This window comes from Mycobacterium marinum, assembly GCF_003391395.1.
Taxonomy (GTDB): Bacteria; Actinomycetota; Actinomycetes; order Mycobacteriales; family Mycobacteriaceae; genus Mycobacterium; species Mycobacterium marinum.
In genome coordinates this window covers 1,852,057-1,870,212 of record NZ_CP024190.1, presented here as the reverse complement: position 1 = coordinate 1,870,212, position 18,156 = coordinate 1,852,057, and the positions used below count along the sequence as shown (strand labels likewise).

The following is an 18,156-nucleotide window of genomic DNA, read 5'->3' as shown; positions in this document are numbered from 1 at the left end:
ACCGCACTAGAGGTCATTGCCGGCATAGGACAAATTGAAGCTCTTATTCGCCAACGGAAAGTCCGGGACGATGGTGTCGGCCATGGCGACCGGCAACGCGGGCCAGTTGAACCACGAGGGATCGACGATCTTGCATCGGGTGATGCGGCCCGCGCCGTCGACTTCGACCCGATGCAGCACCGCGCCGCGCCAGCCTTCGACGATCCCCACGCCCGATGTCACCGCCGACCGCGCGCCGTTGGCCGCCGGCGGCGGCGCGAACCGGGTTCGACCGTGGTGGTTCTCGACCAGGTGGCAGGCCAACGCGACCGATGCGGCGAACTCGTCGCGCCGAATCGTGTAGCGAGCCAGGACGTCACCTCCGCGGGCCGCAACCGCGGTGACCGGCAGCTCGGCCGTCGGGTGATCCAGCCGGGCATCGGTAGCGATGCCGCTGGCGCGCGCAACGTAGCCGAGGCACCCGAGCGCGCGCGCATCCTCGCTGTGCAGCACCGCGGTCTCGGCGAACCGGTCGTAGACGACCGAATTTCGCAGCGTCAGCTCGCTGATCTCGGCAACCTCTGCGGCCACCGCGTGCAGCTCCGCCGGATCCGGAAGCTCCTGCAGCACAACGCCTCCAGGGGCCATCGCGGCCCTCAGCAGGCGATGTCCGGTGACCCGCCGGTTGATCCGCAACACCCGCTCGCGGATGCCCTGCGCATGGGCGTTGGCCAGGGCAAAACCCACATCGTTGGCCAGCGCACCCAGATCGGTCACGTGGTTGTAAAGCCGCTCCAATTCCACCAGCAGGGCGCGCAGCCGGTGCACCGGTTCGGGCACATCCAATCCCAGCGCGTCCTCGACGGCCAGGCAGTGCGCCAGCGAATGCGCCGCCGAACTGTCTCCGCTGATTCGTTCGGCGAGTTCCACAGCCTCCCTGGCGCCCAGCGCATTTCGCCCCTCGAAGAGCTTCTCGACGCCCCGGTGTACGAACCATAGTCGCGCCTTGAGCCGCAGTATCGATTCACCGATCACCGAGAACCGGAAGTGCCCGGGCTCGATCAGGCCGGCATGGACCGGCCCGACCGGGATCTCGTAGACCCCCGGGCCCTCAACGGTCACGAATGGAAAGCGTCCCACCGCATCGAAGGGCGGCGGGTCACCGGCGTCGCGGCGCATCGGATGCCAATCCTGCGGCCAATGCGCGTGGCGCACCAGCCGTCGTGGCTGCGGATGCCCCACTGGCGAAATCCCGTACAGGTCCATCATTTCCCGCTCGAAGCGGCCCGCCGGGATGGACAACCCCGCCAGCGACGGCACCGACGGATTCGCCGCGCCGGTGCGCAGCGTCAGCTCGACTCGCCGATCCGGCTGTCCCGCCACCAGCAGGTAGACCACCCGCAGTGCGTCGCCATCGTCGTGCGCCGCGACCAACGCAAGCCGGTAGCCCTCGGCCAGTAGTTCCGCCACCGATTCGGCGAGTTCGGCATCCGAAACCGTGCGGCTGACCGTCTTGTGTGCCATCAGTTCGCTCCGAACTGACCCGCGGCCGCATCGAAAAGCCCGCCCAGCGGTCCCGCGGTGACCCCCAACGCGATGCAGGCCACGACGCCGGTCACCAGGGCCGCCGCCACCGTCGCGGGCACCGCGATCCGCGGAGCACCCTCGCTGGCGGCGCCGAGCAGCATCCGCCGCGAATTCGCCACCAGCGCAGCGAAAGCCACCACCATCAACAGCAACGTCACACCGAGCACCCAGGCCAGCCCGGAGTTGGCCAGCGACCGGGCGATCGACACCTCGCTGGCAAACATTGCGAACGGCGGCAACCCGAGCAGCACAACGACACCGACGGCAAACGAGACGCCGACCACCCGCGACCGCGACAACACCGCGGTGATGTCGGCGATGCTCGCCGAGTCATGCGCGGACTGCAGCTGCCCACCGGCCAGGAACAACACCGTCTTGCCGATGCCGTGCGCAAGCACATGCAACAGCAGGGCCGCGATCGCCAGCTTGGTTCCCGCCGCGGCCGCAATCGCGATCAGGCCCATGTTCTCCATCGAGGAGTAGGCCAGCATCCGCTTGAGATCGGTGACCACGGTGAGCAGGAAGGCCGCGATGAGCACCGTTGTGAGCCCAACCGTCAATAGCCCGGCGCGCAGGTAACCCGGCCCCACCGCGGCATCAATGACCGGCCGTAGGCGGATCAGCACCGAGAAGGCCACCGAGAGCAACACCCCGCTCATCAATGCCGAGACCGGTGCCGGGGCCTGGCTGTGCGCGTCGGCCAGCCAACCGTGAAAGGGCACCAGGCCGACTTTGGCGCCGTACCCGATCAGCAGCAGACCACCGGCGAGCCGCGTGACGGCCGGGTTGAGGTGTGCCGCACAGGCCGTCAGGACATCGAGGTTGAGCGCGTTGGCACCGTCGGCGCCGGCGTGTTGCGCCGCGAAGTACAACAGCACCGTGCCCAGAAATGCCACTGCGATGCCGACCGAGCAGATCACCACGTACTTCCAGGTGGCTTCCAGCGCGGTGCGCGTCCTACGGTGTCCGACCAGAAACGCGGTGACAACCGTGGTAGCTTCCACCGCGACCCAGATCAACCCGATGTTGTTGGCGGACACCGCGATCGCCATTGCCGCCAAGAACGCCGGCATCAGCGCCCCGTACAGCCGGGCATCGCGGCGATCGGTGTGGCCGTGTTCGAGTTCGGCATCGATGTAGCCGATGCTCGCCCAGGTCGCCAAGGTGCCGACGGCCCCGATGACGATCAGCATGATCACCGACAACGCGTCGACGCGCAGCAAGCCGCCCAGCACCAGGTGTGGTTGCGGCGTTGTCTGAAGACCAAGCGCAATGCCCGATCCGAGCACAGCGACCGCCGACAGCACGGTGAGCACCGCGGTTGCGCGTCGCCAGCCACCTGCCAGTGCGAGGGCTGCCGCCACCAGTGGCGCCACGATCGGCACCAGAATCAAAGCAGTCATCAGTCTCGCAGTTCCTGTAGCCGGTCCAGGTCGGTGCCGCCGAACGTCCGCCGCAGTCGTCCGGTGAGCACACCCAGCACGATCAGCGCGAAAAGCACGTCCAGCGAAGCACCCATTTCGACAATCAGCGGCACCCCAGCCGTCAGCAGAAACGCCGTGGCCGCGATCCCGTTGTCCAACATGAGAAATCCCGCGGCCTGCGAGATGGCGTGGCGCCGGGTCACCATCACGAACAGCGCGATCAGCACCACCGCCAGACCTCCCGGTACGGCGCTGACCGCCGCGCTGGAGTCCAGGTCCACGATGGGGCGGGTGACCGCCAACGCGACCACCGTCAGCACCGCCGCAATCAGTAGTGACGCGGTGGTGTTGACCAGCGGGGTCGCCTCCCGTTGCTCATGTTTCTCGGCTCCCAGCGCACAGGCCAGCAGCCACGGCAGGACCACTGCGCGCAGCGCGAACAGGGCCAGACCGATGCCAACGAGCTCCCAGTCATGGGAGTGCACACCAAGAATCATCGGGATCGCGGCCAGCGCAAGACCCTGCGCCGCCAGCAGCCACACGATCGAGCGCAGGTCGCGCCGCCACACGATCAGCACCGCGGTCAGGACCAGCCCTCCTGGGGCGAGGTCAAGCACACCGGCGTAGTTGAGATCGGTCATCGCATCACACCTGGGCCGTAAAGAAATTGGCTGACGTGACCGCCAGCAGCGCCAGCAGGAACGAGCCCGCCAGCAATTCGGGCACCCGGAACAATCGCAGCTTGGCGATGAACACCTCCACGGTAGCCAGCACACCGGCGGCAATCGCGACCTTGATACTGATCGCCGCGATGCCGACCGCAATCCCGATCAGGCTGGGGTCCGCACCCGCGATCCCCCACGGCACAAAGAGATTCGCCAGCAGTGCCAGTAGCACGGTGAGCCGCATGCCGCTGGCCCACTCGATGACGCCCAGCCGTGGTCCCGCGTATTCCAGCACCATCGCCTCGTGCACCATGGTCAGCTCCAGGTGGGTGGCGGGGTTGTCGACCGGGAGCCGGCCGGTCTCCGCGATGACGACGATCACCAAGGCTACGAAGGCCAGTATTCCGGCCAGCGACACCACTTCGGCCGGGTTCTCGAGGCTAAAGGCGACGATGGCGCCAAGATTGGCCGATTTCGCGGGAATGGACAGCGCGAAGACCGCTAACAGGATGGTGGGTTCAACCAAGGCGGCGATGGTGATCTCACGGCTGGCGCCCATGCCGCCGAAGGAAGTCCCGGTGTCGATTCCGGCCAGGGTCAACGCGACGGTACCCAAGAACAGCAGGCCCACCACCACAAACAAGTCGCCCACCGGGTCCAGCGGTGAGCCGGTGGCGACCAGCGGTGCGATCGCCGCGATCAGCAGGGTGGTTGCCGCCACCACCGCCGGTGCCACGGCAAACACCGCCGTGGTCCCCTCCGGGGTGACCTGCTGCTTGCGCAACTGCTTGCGCAGATCGCGCCAGGGCTGCAGAATTCCCGCGCCGCAGCGCCCTTCGGATCGCGCCCGGATCTGTCGCATCAGCCCGATCACCAACGGGGCACCGAGAATGACGGCGCCGATCTGCGCCGCCCCGGCCATCGCCGACATCAGGTTCATCGCGCCACCACCAGCACGATGAGCACGCCCAGGGCGCCGTAGCCCAGGTAGAGGTGCACGCTTCCGTTGTGCGCGCGACGGATCACCTGCGCGCACCACGCCAGTGCCCGCAACACCGGGGCGTAGACGCGGTCTTCGATGGCATCGCTGAGATGGGCGCGATAGGCGATCTGCTCGACGTGATAGCGGGTTGCTTCCAGGTGAGTCACCTCGATGCCGGTATCGGGCCGCAGCACGTCGTCGAAGACGCGTTGCAGCGGTTGCGCAAAGGAGGTCGGCGTGCATTCCATCCGGGCGGTGAGTTCGTCTGCGCCGCATGCCCATAGCGGCGAGGTCACCGGCTCCGGGCGGTGACGCGACCCCCAGCGAGCCAGCACCAGCACCACCAGCAGGGCCGCCACCAGGGCCGCGGCCAGCAGTGCCGGTGAGATCGAGCCGTCCATCCCCGGTAGTCGCAACACCGTGCCCAGGTCGGTCAGATCGGCATTCCTGGATGCGGGCAGGGTGTCCAGCACCGATTGCAGCGGTCCCGTGACGACCGCCGGCGCGATCGCGATGACCACACACCCGAGGGCGGCGACCGCCATGCCCACGAGCATGGTGGCCGGGGCTTCCCGCGCCCGCTCGGCCGACCCCGAGCGGGGTCGCGCCAGAAACCCGGTACCGAATGCCTTCACCATGGCGGCCACCCCCAGCCCCGTCGTCAGTGCGACGGCACCGACTCCCAGTGGGGTGGCCAAGCCCACGATGGTGTTGTGTTCGGGCCGGGCGTGAATCAGCGACTGCACCAGCAGCCATTCGCTGACGAAGCCGGCGCCGAGCGGCAATCCGGAAGCGCCGAGTGCGGCGATACCGAAGAATGTGGTGGTGCAGCGCATCCGATGCGCAAGGCCGCCCAGCATGTCCAGGTCGCGCTGTTGCGTCGCCACCAGAACCGAACCGGCGGCCAAGAATCCGAGACTCTTGAACGCCGCATGGGCGATCAGGTGTAGCAGGGCCGCGGTCATCGCGATGACGGCCGCCGGGCCGGCACCGGCCGCCGACAACAGCGTGGCCGCCCCCAGCCCGAGGGTCACCAGGCCCATGTTTTCAATCGTCGAATACCCGAGCAGACGCTTGAGATCGGTGGCCACCGACGCCTGCAGCACCCCGTACATGGCCGAAAAAGCGCCGATCACAAGCAGTGTCACGCCCCACCACTTGGGCCCCGGCCCGAGCAACTGCAGATCAATCCGCACCAGACCATAGATGCCGAGGTTGACCATGGCGGCACTCATCAACGCCGACACCGGACTGGGCGACTCCGGGTGTGCCCGCGGCAACCATGCATGCAACGGCAGCAAGCCCGCCTTCGATCCGAATCCGAGCAATGTCGCAACGAAAACGAAGGTGCGTACCCCCTCCGACGGCACCGCCATGTCGGCGAAGCGATCGGTACCGGCCGCGGCGGCCAGCACCATCAGTCCGAGCAGCAGTGTCGCGAAGCCCAGCTGGGTCATCACCGCGTAGTAGCCCGCCGCCGAACGAACCTGAGCGCGGCGATGATCCGTCGCAACCAGCACCAGCGAGGAAATCGCCATCAGCTCCCACGCCAGCAGGAACGTGCTCACCGATCCGGCCGCGGGCACCAGCAGCATCGCGGTGACAAACACCGGCAGCATGGTCAGCGCGACCGCACCGAGGTGCTCACGGCGCGCATACCCGATGCTGTAAATGCCGGCGACCACGGCCACCGCACCCGTGAGGGCAATGAAGAACCCACCGAGGCGCCCAATATCGAAATCGACGCCGATCAGCGGCACCAGCCAGGCAATGTGAACCTGCCGCACCACGCCGAAGACCGCGGTGAGCCCCAGGGCGGTACCGCACGCGCCGATGCCCGCCGTGGTCGCGCCGCTCAGCACCGCCCCGAAACCGTTGCCCGACAGCGCAACCTGATGCTCGGGCGGTGCGTCCGACAGTGTCGCCGTCACCGGCCGGTCACCGATCGCAGCGCGGCAACCACCTGGTCGGGCGTGGGTGGACAGCCCGGGACTTCGACATCGACGGGGACGACCTCGCTGACCGCACCCACCACCCCATAGGCGTCGGCAAACACCCCACGGTTGAGGGCGCAGTCGCCGCACGCGATCACCACCCGCGGTTGGGGTGTGGCCGCCAAGGTGTTCTTCAAAGGTTGCGCCATGTTCCTGGTCACCACCCCGGTGACCAGCAGCGCATCCGCGTGCCGCGGCGAGGCCACCAGCCGGGCCCCAAACCGCTCGGCGTCATAGACCGGCCCGAACGCTCCGGAGATCTCCACCTCGCAGCCATTGCAGGACCCGGCATCGACGTGGCGCACCTGAAGGGACCCCCGCAACCCGGCCGGCGCCGCCACCGCCGGGGTGGATTCGTCCCCCAGCTTCTCGGCCACCCGGCCCAGTCGCATGATTCTGGCGATCCAACCCATTGCCCGCCGCCCCGCTAGTTGTCCGCGCCCGGAACGCCGGCCCGCAGATCCTCGAGCATGGCGACCTGACCGCTGAGCATCCCGGTCAACACCCGGCGCGCCACGGCCATCAGTTCGGCGATCAATGGCGAAGTGATCGAGTAGATGACCGTGTTGCCATCCTTGGTCGCGCTCACCACTCCAGCCCGGCGCAGGACGCCGAGCTGCTGAGACAGATTGGACGACTCCAGGCCCACCTCGGGCAACAGCTCGGCTACCGTGTGATCCCGCTCGGAGAGCAGTTCGAGAATCCTGACCCGGGCCGGATGCCCCAGCGTCTTGAAGAACTCGGCCTTGAGCTTGTAGAGCGGCTCCGTCACCCGACCTCGCTTAGAATTCCACAATTTCAGTTTCTGTGAATTTATCAATTGAAAACTTTATCAGGTGTTCGACAGACTCGCGCGCTACCCGCTCCCCCACCCGCGAGCAGACGCAGACTCGCACAAAATCGGTGATTTTGCTGCGAGTCTGCGTCTGCTCAGCGCGATTGCGCGCGGCGGTTTAGTCCTCGGGGATCTCGACGCGGCGCATCACACCGTCGACGTTGTCGGCGGCTTCAATCTCGCCGCGAGTCACCCCCAGCAGAAACAGCACGGTATCCAGGTATGGATGGCTCAACGACGCGTCGGCCACGGCGCGCAAGGCCGGCTTGGCGTTGAACGCGACACCCAGGCCGGCGGCGGCCAGCATGTCGATGTCATTGGCTCCGTCGCCCACCGCGACGGTTTGCTCCATCGGAACGCCGAAGCGCCCGGCGAATTCTCGCAACGCCGCGGCCTTGCCCGGCCGATCGACGATGGAGCCGACGACCCGGCCGGTCAGTGTGCCGTCGATGATCTCCAGCTCGTTGGCGGCGACGAAGTCCAGGTTCAGCTCTTGCGCCAGTGGCTCGATGATCCGGCGGAACCCACCGGAGACCACGCCGCAGCGAAAACCCAACCGCTGCAAGGTGCGCAGCGTGGTGCGCGCGCCGGGCATCAGTTGCAGTTGTGCGGCGACATCGTCGATGACCGTGGCCGGCAAGCCCTCCAGGGTGGCCACCCGCTGTTGCAGCGACTGCGCGAAGTCCAGTTCCCCGCGCATGGCGGCCTCGGTGATCGCCGCCACGGTGCCCTCGGCGCCGGCCCGGGCCGCGAGCATCTCGATGACCTCACCCTGAACCAGTGTCGAATCGACATCGAACACGATCAGTCGCTTGGTCCGCCAGGCCAGCCCGTAGTCTTCGACGGCGACATCGACCCGCTCGTCGACGGCGACCTTGGTCAGGGCCGTCTGCAAGGGTCGATAGGTGCCGGGCGGCACCGAGACCCGCAGCTCCAGGCCGGTGACCGGATAGTCGGAGATGCCGCGGATGAAGTCGATGTTGACGCCCAGCGCCGCCACCTCTTTGGCCACCGCACCGAATGCCCCGGCGGTCACCGGGCGGCCCAGCACGAAGATGGTGTGCGTCGACGGTTCCCGGATGACCGGTAGGTCGTCGCTGCGCTCCACCGTTACGTCCAGGCCCACCTCATGGATGGCGGCTTCGACGTCCTCGCGCAGCGCGGCGCCGTCGGCGACTTCCGGTGCGCAGGACACCAGCACTCCCAGCGTGAGCCGGCGCCGGATGACGACCTGTTCGACGTTGAGGAGCTCCACGCCATGCTTGGAGAGCACCTCGAAGAGCGCGGAGGTCACACCCGGCTGGTCGATGCCGGTGACAGTGATCAACACCGACACTTTGGCGGGCACGCTCACTCGCGATTACCACCCAGCCACGCCGAGCACCGGCCCAGGCGGTGCGTTTCCATCAGCTCGACGTTGCCTTGGCCAACTCGTCGTGGTGACGACCCACGTGGGCCTCGGCCCGAAGACGCTCCACCATGTGCGGGTAGTGCAACTCGAACGCCGGGCGCTCCGAACGGATGCGGGGCAGCTCGGTGAAGTTGTGCCGCGGCGGCGGGCAGCTGGTCGCCCATTCCAGCGAGTTGCCGTAGCCCCACGGGTCGTCGACGGTCACCACCTCGCCGTAGCGCCAGCTCTTGAACACGTTCCACACGAACGGGATCATCGCCACGCCCAGGATGAACGCCCCGATGGTCGAGACGATGTTCAGGCTCTGGAAGCCGTCGGTGGGCAGGTAGTCGGCGTACCGGCGAGGCATGCCCTCGTCGCCGAGCCAGTGCTGCACCAGGAACGTGGTATGGAACCCGATGAACGTCAACCAGAAGTGCAGCTTGCCCAGCCGCTCGTCCAGCAGCCGACCGGTCATCTTGGGGAACCAGAAGTAGATCCCGGCGAAGGTGGAGAACACGATGGTGCCGAACAGCACGTAGTGGAAGTGCGCGACCACGAAGTAGCTGTCGGTCACGTGGAAGTCCAGCGGCGGGCTGGCCAGCAGCACCCCACTCAGACCGCCCAGCAGGAACGTGACGGCAAAGCCCACCGAGAACAGCATCGGCGTCTCAAAGGTCAACTGCCCCTTCCACATGGTGCCGACCCAGTTGAAGAACTTGATCCCGGTCGGTACCGCGATGAGGAAGGTCATGAAGGAGAAGAACGGCAGCAGCACCGCACCGGTGGCGAACATGTGGTGCGCCCACACGGCAACGGACAGGGCCGCGATCGACAAGGTCGCGTAGACCAGCGTGGTGTAGCCGAAGATCGGCTTGCGCGAGAACACCGGGAAGATCTCGGAGACCACCCCGAAGAACGGCAGCGCGAGAATGTACACCTCGGGGTGACCGAAGAACCAGAAGAGGTGTTGCCACAACAGCACCCCGCCATTGGCCGGGTCGTAGATGTGGGCGCCCAGGTGGCGATCGGCAGCCAGCCCGAACAGCGCCGCGGTCAGCAACGGGAACGCGATCAGCACCAGGATCGACGTGACCAGGATGTTCCAGGTGAAGATCGGCATCCGGAACATCGTCATACCGGGCGCACGCATGCACACGACGGTCGTGATCATGTTGACCGCGCCCAGGATGGTGCCCAGACCACCGACCGCGATGCCCATGATCCACAGGTCACCGCCGACGCCGGGTGAGTGGATGGCGTCGGTCAACGGGGTGTAGGCGGTCCAGCCGAAGTCGGCGGCGCCACCGGGCGTGATGAAGCCGGCCATACCCAGCGTGGCGCCGAACAGGAACAGCCAGAACGAAAAGGCGTTCAGCCGCGGGAACGCGACGTCGGGCGCCCCGATCTGCAGCGGAAGCACCAGGTTCGCGAAGCCGAACACGATCGGGGTCGCATAGAACAGCAGCATGACCGTGCCGTGCATGGTGAACAGCTGGTTGAACTGCTCATTCGACAAGAACTGCAGGCCCGGCGTGGCCAGCTCCGTTCGCATCAGCAGCGCCAGCAACCCGCCGATCAGGAAAAAGATGAAGCAGGTGACGACGTACATGATGCCGATCAGCTTGTGATCGGTCGTCGTCAGCAGCTTGTAGACCAGATTCCCTTTGGGACCGGTACGGGCCGGATACGGACGAATGGCCTCGAGTTCTCCCAAAGGGGGCGCTTCGGCTGTCAACAGCTCCTCCAAACATCCAGCGCGGACAGGGTCGCTTTACCCAACACTGATACGAATCTTAGCCCGCTATCAGCCGGCCGGCAGGCCTGGTCCTACAAACTGTCGTAATTGAGTTCCGGCGGCGCCCATCGAGCTCGGGCGGATCGCCCGCACCTGGGCAGATGTTAACGTCGAACGCGTGCAATTCGGCCGGATGCGACTGGGTCTGGTCGCTGTATCTCTGAGTGTGGCAATCGTGGTGTGCTCCGGTTGCGGGTCAAGCCAACCCGCCACCAAAGCGTCGCGTTCGGTGGCCACTCCTACCACCCAGATCGCGGGCGCCGGGGTGCTGGGAAACGACCGCAAGGCCGATGAGTCGTGCGCGCGCGAGGCGGCCGCACCCGACCCGGGGCCGGCAACCCGCCCGGCGCACAACGCCGCGGGCGTCACCCCGGATGTCGCCCAGATCTCCGCAGAACCGCAGCGCATCGTGGTGCTCTCCGGCGACCAGCTCGACGCGCTGTGTGCGCTGGGACTGCAATCCCGGGTGGTCGGTGCCGCCTTCCCGGACGGTTCCAATAGCCAGCCCTCCTACCTCGGCACCGCCGTGCACGACCTGCCGGGGGTCGGTAGCCGGACCGCACCGGATCTGAAGGCGATCGATGCGGCCCACCCGGATCTGATCCTGGGCTCAGAAGCGCTGACACCGAATTTGTATGCGCAGTTGGCGGCGATCGCCCCCACCGTGTTCACGGCGGCACCGGGGGCGGCGTGGGAGGACAATCTGCGCGGCGTCGGGGCCGCGACCGCCCGCAGCGCCGCGGTCGAGGAGCTGCTCAGCGGATTCACCCAGCGGGCCAGACAGGTGGGGACCAAACATGACGCAACCCATTTCCAAGCGTCGATCGTCCAGCTGACCCGTGACAGCATGCGGATCTATGGGTCCCGCAACTTTGCGGCCAGTGTGCTCGCCGCGGTCGGGGTGGATCGGCCCGCATCGCAGCGGTTCACCGACAAGCCTTATCTCGAGATGGGCACCACCGACGCCGAACTTGCCAACGGACCGGACTTTTCGGCCGCTGACGCCGACATCATCTACGTGTCCTGCGCCTCCCCCGCGGCCGCCGAACGAGCCGCTACCGTGCTGGACAGCGGTCCGTGGCGCAATCTGTCCGCCAACCACGACAACCGGGTCCTGATCGTCAACGACGAGATATGGCAGACGGGTGAGGGTTTGGTTGCCGCTCGGGGCATTGTCGATGACCTGCGCTGGGTGAACGCACCGATCAACTGAACGCTCGACCGGTCAGACCGGACCGCGGGCCGAGTCATAGGCTGGTGAGTGAGCGCCCTCACCTGGCCCCAGAACTTTAACTTAGCTAATCTTTACAAAAAGCGATGCTCCCGAGGATTCGAAGAGGACTTCCATGAACACCGTCTCCGCATACGCCGCCCTGTCAGCCACCGAACCGCTGACCAAGACCACGATCACCCGTCGCGACCCCGGCCCGCACGATGTGGCAATCGATATCAAGTTCGCCGGCATCTGTCACTCCGACATCCACACCGTCAAAGCCGAGTGGGGCCAGCCGAACTACCCCGTGGTTCCGGGCCACGAGATCGCCGGCGTGGTGAGCGCGGTGGGTTCGCAGGTAACCAAGCACAAGGTGGGCGACCACGTCGGTGTCGGCTGCTTCGTGGACTCCTGCCGCGAGTGCAGCTGTTGCGAGCGCGGCATCGAGCAATACTGCAAGCGCGGCGCGACCTTCACGTACAACTCGGTCGGCAAAGACGGCCAACCGACGCAGGGCGGCTACAGCAAGGCGATCGTCGTCGACGAGAGTTACGTGCTGCGCATCCCCGACGCACTGCCGCTGGATGCGGCCGCCCCACTGTTGTGCGCGGGCATCACGCTGTTTTCACCGCTTCGGCACTGGAACGCCGGGCCGGGCAAGCGAATTGCGGTGATCGGCCTGGGCGGGCTCGGGCACATGGGCGTGAAGCTGGCCACCGCGATGGGCGCCGAGGTGACCGTGTTGTCGCAGTCACTCAAGAAAATGGAAGACGGGTTGCGGCTGGGCGCCAGCCACTACTACGCAACATCGGACCCGGACACCTTCCGCAAGCTGCGCGGCAGCTTCGATCTGATCCTGAACACCGTGTCGGCGAACCTGGACATGGGCCAGTACCTCAACTTGCTGGACGTGGACGGCACGCTGGTGGAGCTGGGCATCCCGGAGCACCCCATGGAGGTGCCGGCATTCGCGCTGGCGCTGATGCGGCGCAGCCTGTCCGGATCGAACATCGGCGGGATCGCCGAGACCCAGGAGATGTTGGACTTCTGCGCCGAGCACGGCGTCACGCCCGAAATCGAGCTCATCGAGCCCGATTACATCAACGAAGCCTACGAGCGGGTGCTGGCCAGCGACGTGCGCTATCGATTCGTCATCGATACATCAAGCCTGTGACGAAAGCCCTTCGGGTGTCTCGGCGTCGCCATCCTCGGTCTCACTGAGGTCGATGCCGGCCAGCGGCCAGCCGGCGGCGGCGAGCACGCCGGCTACCCGCTGGATGTTTTCCGGTCCCGCATCGTGGTGAGTCACGTCGGTAATGAATTCCGCAATCTCGTCGCGGTTGATCACCCCGTCGGCCGTCGCGGGTGAACCCTCCGCGGTGATATCGCGCACCACCTGCCGGATTTGGTCCTCGGTCAGCGGTGTGCTGCGCAACAACGCCAACAGGGGCACCCGATCGGGCCCCGGAACGCCGTCAGGGTAGCCCGCCTGCAGCCAACGAACCACTGACCGGACGAACCGGGGGTGAGAAGACAAGGTTTTCATCACCCCACCAGTGTCACGGTAGGCGCCTCGCCAGCGCCACCGTGGGGTCCTGTCGTGTGCACAATTCACCGGCCGTTCACGGACCGCACATATATGGCGGGCCCGATGATGGCGCCTGGTGGCGCCCTAGAAGTCCCAGTCCTCGTCTTGAGTGACCACGGCCTTGCCGATCACGTAGCTCGACCCCGAGCCGGAGAAGAAGTCGTGGTTCTCGTCGGCATTGGGCGACAGCGCCGAAAGGATCGCCGGGTTCACGTCGGTCTCATCGCGCGGGAACAGGGCCTCGTAGCCGAGGTTCATCAACGCCTTGTTTGCGTTGTAACGCAAGAACTTCTTGACATCCTCGGTCAGCCCGACCTCGTCGTAGAGATCCTGGGTGTACTCGACTTCGTTGTCATATAGCTCGAAGAGCAGCTCGTAGGTGTAGTCCTTGAGCTCGGTACGCCGGGCCTCGTCGGCGGCCGCAAGCCCGCGCTGGAACTTGTAGCCGATGTAGTAGCCGTGTACAGCCTCATCGCGGATGATCAGCCGGATCATGTCGGCCGTGTTGGTCAGCTTGGCCCGGCTCGACCAGTACATCGGCAGGTAGAAGCCCGAGTAGAACAGGAAGCTTTCCAGCAGCGTGGAGGCCACCTTGCGCTTGAGCGGGTCGTCGCCCCGGTAGTACTCGAGCACGATCTCCGCCTTGCGCTGCAGGTTGGAGTTTTCCTCCGACCAGCGGAACGCGTCGTCAATCTCGGCGGTCGAGCACAGGGTGGAGAAAATCTGGCTGTAGCTCTTGGCGTGTACCGACTCCATGAACGCGATGTTGGTCAGCACCGCCTCCTCGTGGGGAGTCAGCGCGTCGGGGATCAAGCTGACCGCACCCACGGTGCCCTGAATCGTGTCCAGCATCGTCAGACCCGTGAACACCCGCATGGTCAGCTGCTTTTCACCGGCGGTCAGCGTGCCCCAGGAGGGGATGTCGTTGGATACCGGGACCTTCTCGGGCAGCCAGAAGTTGCCGGTCAACCGGTCCCAGACCTCGGCGTCTTTCTCGTCTTGGACGCGGTTCCAGTTGATCGCGGAGACGCGGTCGATCAGCTTTGCATTTCCAGTCACCGGAACTCCACTCCTCCAGGGCGATTGGGCCAAATTGGGCCAAATTGGCCAGCGCGTTGCTTAGGCCACAAACACTACCCGTAGGGGCCGACAAGGCGGCGCAACACAAGAAGTTGTGTTTGCGTGTCGCCAACCAAGCGGCTCGGAATCCAGGGCGGCCGCGCTACCAGGGCCTATCCAGAAGCCGATCAATCATGTACCGTTTGGTACATGATTACCGAGCACAGTGTCGAGATCGATGCGCCACCAGAAACCGTCTGGGCGGTCTTCAGCGATGTTGAACGCTGGCCCGAATGGACCGCCTCGGTGACCTCGCTGGCCGCACTGGATGGACCGGGCCTCGCCGTGGGCAAACGGTTCGCGATCAAGCAACCGCGGATGACCAAGCTCGTCTGGAAGGTCACCGAGATCGATCCGGGCGTCTCGTGGACATGGGAACAGCGCGGCCCCGGTGCCCTGGCGTACGCGCGCCACGACGTCACCCCCCTGCCCGGCGGCCGGACGCTGGTGCGCCAGCAAATCGACCAGCGCGGCGCATTCGGCTCCCTGGTCGGCCGGCTGATGACCAGCATGACCAAGCGCTACCTCGACATGGAGGCCAGCGGCCTGAAGAGCAGAGCCGAGCAACTCGGGCGTGCCCGTGGCGCGCACGCCTGACCTTCAGCGGCGCAGACAGCTACTGGACGCTCTGGTCGAGGACTTCGCCGCGCACGGGGTCGGCGACCGATCGCTGCGCGACGTTGCGGCGGCGGTCGGCACAAGCCATCGAATGCTGCTGCACCACTTTGGATCTCGAGACAATCTGCTGGTGGCCGTGGTCGAAGAGGTCGAGCGTCGACAGATGAGTCTGTTGCCCGAGTTGCCGACCAGCCCGGCGGAAAGTTTCACCGCGATGTGGGCCGACGTGCGTCGGCCCGAGCTGCGCCAGCTCGAGCGTCTGTTCTTCGAGTGCTACACCCGCGCCGCGCAGGGCGAAAAGCGATTCGCTCAGATGGTTCCCCGCGCGGTCTACGGCTGGCTGGCCGAGGCCAACGCCGTCACCGAGGGGTCGGCCGATCCCGCGCTGGTGCGACTCGGGCTGGCAGTCATCCGTGGCCTATTGCTCGACCTCGTTGCCACCGACGACGACGCCGGCGTGGACGCGGCCGCACGGGCCTTCGCCCAACTACTCAGCCGTTGACCGAGCTCTTGGCGCCGGCCTTGAAGAACTGATACTCCTCGGGTTTGACCGACCGAGTGGCCAGCCAGTACTGCCAGGTGTAGCCACACCAGAGCACGGTGTTGCGCCCGTGCTCATCGAGATACCAGCTGCTGCATCCGCCGCTGTTCCACACCGAGCCCGCCAGCCTGCGTTGCAGCTCCTCGTTGAAACGATCCTGCGCAGCCCGAGTGGGAGCCAGCGCTTGGGCACCCCGCTTGTCACACTTGGCGATCGCATCGGCGACGTAGTGGATCTGCGACTCGATCATGAAGACCACCGAATTGTGCCCCAATCCGGTGTTCGGGCCGAGCAGGAAAAACAGGTTGGGGACATCGGCGACGGCGATGCCGCGGTGAGCGCCGATGCCCTCCCGGTTCCACCGGTCGACCAGGTCCTCGCCGTGCTGCCCCTTGATCTGAACGTAGGTGTAGGAGTCGGTGACGTGAAACCCGGTGGCGTACACGATCACGTCGGCCTGATGTTCGACACCGTCGGCGGTCACGATGCCATTGCGGGTGATTCGCGCGATGCGGTCGGTGATCAGGCGCGTCTTCGGGTTCGCAACGGCCGGGTAGTAGCTCGACGAGTTCAGGATTCGCTTGCAGCCGATGCGGTAATGCGGGGTGAGTTTGCGGCGCAGCTCACGATCCTTCACCGACCGGCGGATGTTGTACTTGGCATAGGCCTCACCGACTTTGAGCACATTCGGCCGCTTGGTCATGCCGAAGGCCAACGCCTCCTGCGCCCAGTAGATCCCCAGGCGCGCCAGTGCGCGAAGCCCTGGAACGTTCTCCATGGCCCGGCGCAGCGCCGGCGGAATCTCCGGATTGGAACGCGGTACCACCCACGGCGGGGTGCGCTGGTAGAGCTGCAGTTCGCCGACCTGCTCGACGATCTCGGGGACGATCTGGATCGCGCTGGCGCCGGTGCCGATGATCGCCACCCGCTTGCCGGTCAGATCCACGCTGTGGTCCCACTCGGCCGAATGGAACGCCGGTCCCGCGAATTCGTCGCGGCCCTCGATCTCGGGCAAGGAGGGAATGTGCAGCGCACCGGCCCCCGAGATGAGGAACTGGGCGACATATTCGCGCCCATCGCTGGTGAACACATGCCAACGGCACTCTTCGTCATCCCAATAGGCGCGGTCGACCAGGGAGTTGAACTCGATGTAGCGGCGCAGCCCGTATTTCTCGGTAACCCCTTTGAGGTAGTCCCAGATCTCGGGTTGATAGGAGAACGGGTTGCGCCAGTCCGGCTTGGGCTCGAACGAGAACGAGTACAGGTGTGAAGGGATATCGCAGGCACAACCTGGATAGCTGTTGTCACGCCAGGTTCCACCCACGTCATCGGATTTCTCCAAGATGACGAAGTCAACGCCTTGTTGTTGGAGCGCGATGGCCATGCCGAGACCGGAGAACCCGGTGCCGATGATGACCGCGCGGGTCTTGACTGGCGGTGTGGGCGCCTGCGGTTCCCCGGATGCTGTTGTTTCTGTGCTGGGGATCACGACATCGGTCATGGCGGTCTTTCCTGTTGTGTGAGTACGCGCAGTTACGACGATAGGCGTCCACCTGAACGCGAATACCCGGTACCCCCGGTATCGGATAACACGAGTGTTATCGATAGCCGCAACGATGTCAACGGCGGTCGGCAGTCGGCGCAGGTACCGCGTCGTGAATCGGCTTGTCGGGGTCCATCGCAATGCCGAGCGCTTCCGCGGTGCCCACGATGACGCCCATCATGATCGTGGTCAGATGCGCGACGAACTGATCGTGCGGCATGCGCCGCGGACTGTCCGGTTCCGGCCCCAACCACCATTCGGTGGCCGACGCCGCCGACCCGAAGGCGGCGAAGGCGGCGAGTTCGAAGGCCGCACGGTTCAGCTTCATCTCGCGCAGCTCGTTGTTGAACATCTCCGCGAAGGTCAGCGTGATCTCTCGGCCTTCGTTGAGGGTCCGCACCGTCGCCTCGGATTGGGTCGCGAAGCGACCCTGGATGAACACGCGCAGCACGTTGGGATGTTTGTCGACCAGGCTGACGTACTCTTCGACGCTGCGCCGGATCACCTCGCGGGCCGAGTCGGTGGCCAGGTTGATCGACGGGAAGATCGACGTCCACAACATGTCGCGCAGACGCTCCCCGATCGCGACGAAGAGATCGGACTTGTCGGTGAAGTGCCGGTAGATCTTGGGCTTGGCGGTGCCGGCTTCCTCAGCGATTTCGCGGACACTGAGTTCGGGCCCCAACCGGTCGATGGCGCGAAAGGCCGCTTCGACGATCTCGTTGCGGACCTTCTTGCGGTGCTCGCGCCATCGTTCGCTGCGTGCGTCGACTTTCACCCCCGCGTCTGCATTGGGGTGGGGTCGGCTTATTCTCCGCACGTCAAATACCTTACCGTGTAGCAGTTGCTGACCTGGGCAGACATGACATGCTGCCAGGGC

17 protein-coding genes are annotated in these 18,156 nt (G+C 65.8%); 4 read left to right on the top strand and 13 right to left on the bottom strand.

All coding sequences use genetic code 11. The features are described 5' to 3' along the window. Window positions 1–6: 6 nt before the first annotated feature. The 9 genes from CCUG20998_RS07850 to ctaD form a co-directional block, all read right to left on the bottom strand. Window positions 7–1,503, bottom strand: a complete 1,497-nt coding sequence (locus tag CCUG20998_RS07850) for a hydrogenase large subunit (RefSeq protein WP_036455320.1) — start codon at window positions 1,501–1,503, stop codon at window positions 7–9. Continuing rightward, complete coding sequence (locus CCUG20998_RS07845; RefSeq protein ID WP_036455318.1) at window positions 1,503–2,969, bottom strand: proton-conducting transporter transmembrane domain-containing protein; 1,467 nt, start codon at window positions 2,967–2,969, stop codon at window positions 1,503–1,505. Before CCUG20998_RS07845 ends, CCUG20998_RS07850 begins: the two co-directional genes overlap by 1 nt. Further along, a complete protein-coding gene (locus CCUG20998_RS07840) occupies window positions 2,969–3,631 on the bottom strand; it encodes a hydrogenase-4 component E (RefSeq protein WP_020728134.1) in 663 nt (220 codons plus the stop codon). Before CCUG20998_RS07840 ends, CCUG20998_RS07845 begins: the two co-directional genes overlap by 1 nt. Window positions 3,632–3,635: 4 nt before the next feature. Beyond that, window positions 3,636–4,586, bottom strand: a complete 951-nt coding sequence (locus tag CCUG20998_RS07835; protein ID WP_085979883.1) for a respiratory chain complex I subunit 1 family protein — start codon at window positions 4,584–4,586, stop codon at window positions 3,636–3,638. 5 nt (window positions 4,587–4,591) lie between these two features. Then, window positions 4,592–6,568 (bottom strand): proton-conducting transporter transmembrane domain-containing protein, encoded by a 1,977-nt coding sequence (locus CCUG20998_RS07830; RefSeq protein WP_036455315.1) that lies wholly within the window; start codon window positions 6,566–6,568, stop codon window positions 4,592–4,594. Next, window positions 6,565–7,044 (bottom strand): NADH-quinone oxidoreductase subunit B family protein, encoded by a 480-nt coding sequence (locus tag CCUG20998_RS07825; protein ID WP_012393481.1) that lies wholly within the window; start codon window positions 7,042–7,044, stop codon window positions 6,565–6,567. Before CCUG20998_RS07825 ends, CCUG20998_RS07830 begins: the two co-directional genes overlap by 4 nt. Before the next feature lie 14 nt (window positions 7,045–7,058). Beyond that, entirely contained in the window at window positions 7,059–7,403 is a 345-nt protein-coding gene (locus tag CCUG20998_RS07820) for an ArsR/SmtB family transcription factor (RefSeq protein ID WP_012393480.1), read from the bottom strand. A gap of 181 nt (window positions 7,404–7,584) precedes the next feature. Then, the gene (gene serB / locus CCUG20998_RS07815) at window positions 7,585–8,814 is read right to left on the bottom strand and encodes a phosphoserine phosphatase SerB (RefSeq protein WP_015355083.1); all 1,230 of its coding nucleotides are present in this window, start codon (window positions 8,812–8,814) and stop codon (window positions 7,585–7,587) included. Window positions 8,815–8,872: 58 nt separating this feature from the next. Further along, window positions 8,873–10,594 (bottom strand): aa3-type cytochrome oxidase subunit I, encoded by a 1,722-nt coding sequence (ctaD, locus tag CCUG20998_RS07810; protein ID WP_020728131.1) that lies wholly within the window; start codon window positions 10,592–10,594, stop codon window positions 8,873–8,875. 193 nt (window positions 10,595–10,787) lie between these two features. Here ctaD and CCUG20998_RS07805 point away from each other — a divergent pair, with 193 nt between their 5' ends. Together CCUG20998_RS07805 and CCUG20998_RS07800 are read left to right on the top strand one after the other, a co-directional pair. Beyond that, complete coding sequence (locus tag CCUG20998_RS07805; RefSeq protein WP_099052700.1) at window positions 10,788–11,867, top strand: iron-siderophore ABC transporter substrate-binding protein; 1,080 nt, start codon at window positions 10,788–10,790, stop codon at window positions 11,865–11,867. A 133-nt stretch (window positions 11,868–12,000) separates the two neighbouring features. Next, complete coding sequence (locus tag CCUG20998_RS07800) at window positions 12,001–13,041, top strand: NAD(P)-dependent alcohol dehydrogenase (protein ID WP_011739967.1); 1,041 nt, start codon at window positions 12,001–12,003, stop codon at window positions 13,039–13,041. Here CCUG20998_RS07800 and CCUG20998_RS07795 read toward each other — a convergent pair. Continuing rightward, window positions 13,030–13,413, bottom strand: coding sequence for a DUF3349 domain-containing protein (locus CCUG20998_RS07795; protein WP_036449685.1), 384 nt, complete (start codon window positions 13,411–13,413; stop codon window positions 13,030–13,032). The genes CCUG20998_RS07800 and CCUG20998_RS07795 overlap by 12 nt on opposite strands. A gap of 126 nt (window positions 13,414–13,539) precedes the next feature. Next, window positions 13,540–14,514 carry a class 1b ribonucleoside-diphosphate reductase subunit beta gene (nrdF, locus tag CCUG20998_RS07790; protein ID WP_012393475.1) on the bottom strand — a complete coding sequence of 325 codons (975 nt, stop codon included), beginning with the start codon at window positions 14,512–14,514 and terminating at the stop codon, window positions 13,540–13,542. 210 nt (window positions 14,515–14,724) lie between these two features. Here nrdF and CCUG20998_RS07785 point away from each other — a divergent pair, with 210 nt between their 5' ends. Then, window positions 14,725–15,171 carry an SRPBCC family protein gene (locus CCUG20998_RS07785; RefSeq protein ID WP_036455312.1) on the top strand — a complete coding sequence of 149 codons (447 nt, stop codon included), beginning with the start codon at window positions 14,725–14,727 and terminating at the stop codon, window positions 15,169–15,171. Then, window positions 15,155–15,694, top strand: coding sequence for a TetR family transcriptional regulator (locus tag CCUG20998_RS07780; protein WP_036455776.1), 540 nt, complete (start codon window positions 15,155–15,157; stop codon window positions 15,692–15,694). Before CCUG20998_RS07785 ends, CCUG20998_RS07780 begins: the two co-directional genes overlap by 17 nt. Here CCUG20998_RS07780 and CCUG20998_RS07775 read toward each other — a convergent pair. After that, window positions 15,684–17,234 carry a flavin-containing monooxygenase gene (locus CCUG20998_RS07775; RefSeq protein WP_020728125.1) on the bottom strand — a complete coding sequence of 517 codons (1,551 nt, stop codon included), beginning with the start codon at window positions 17,232–17,234 and terminating at the stop codon, window positions 15,684–15,686. The genes CCUG20998_RS07780 and CCUG20998_RS07775 overlap by 11 nt on opposite strands. 118 nt (window positions 17,235–17,352) lie before the next feature. Continuing rightward, a complete protein-coding gene (locus CCUG20998_RS07770) occupies window positions 17,353–18,096 on the bottom strand; it encodes a TetR/AcrR family transcriptional regulator (RefSeq protein ID WP_036455309.1) in 744 nt (247 codons plus the stop codon). Window positions 18,097–18,156 lie beyond the last annotated feature (60 nt).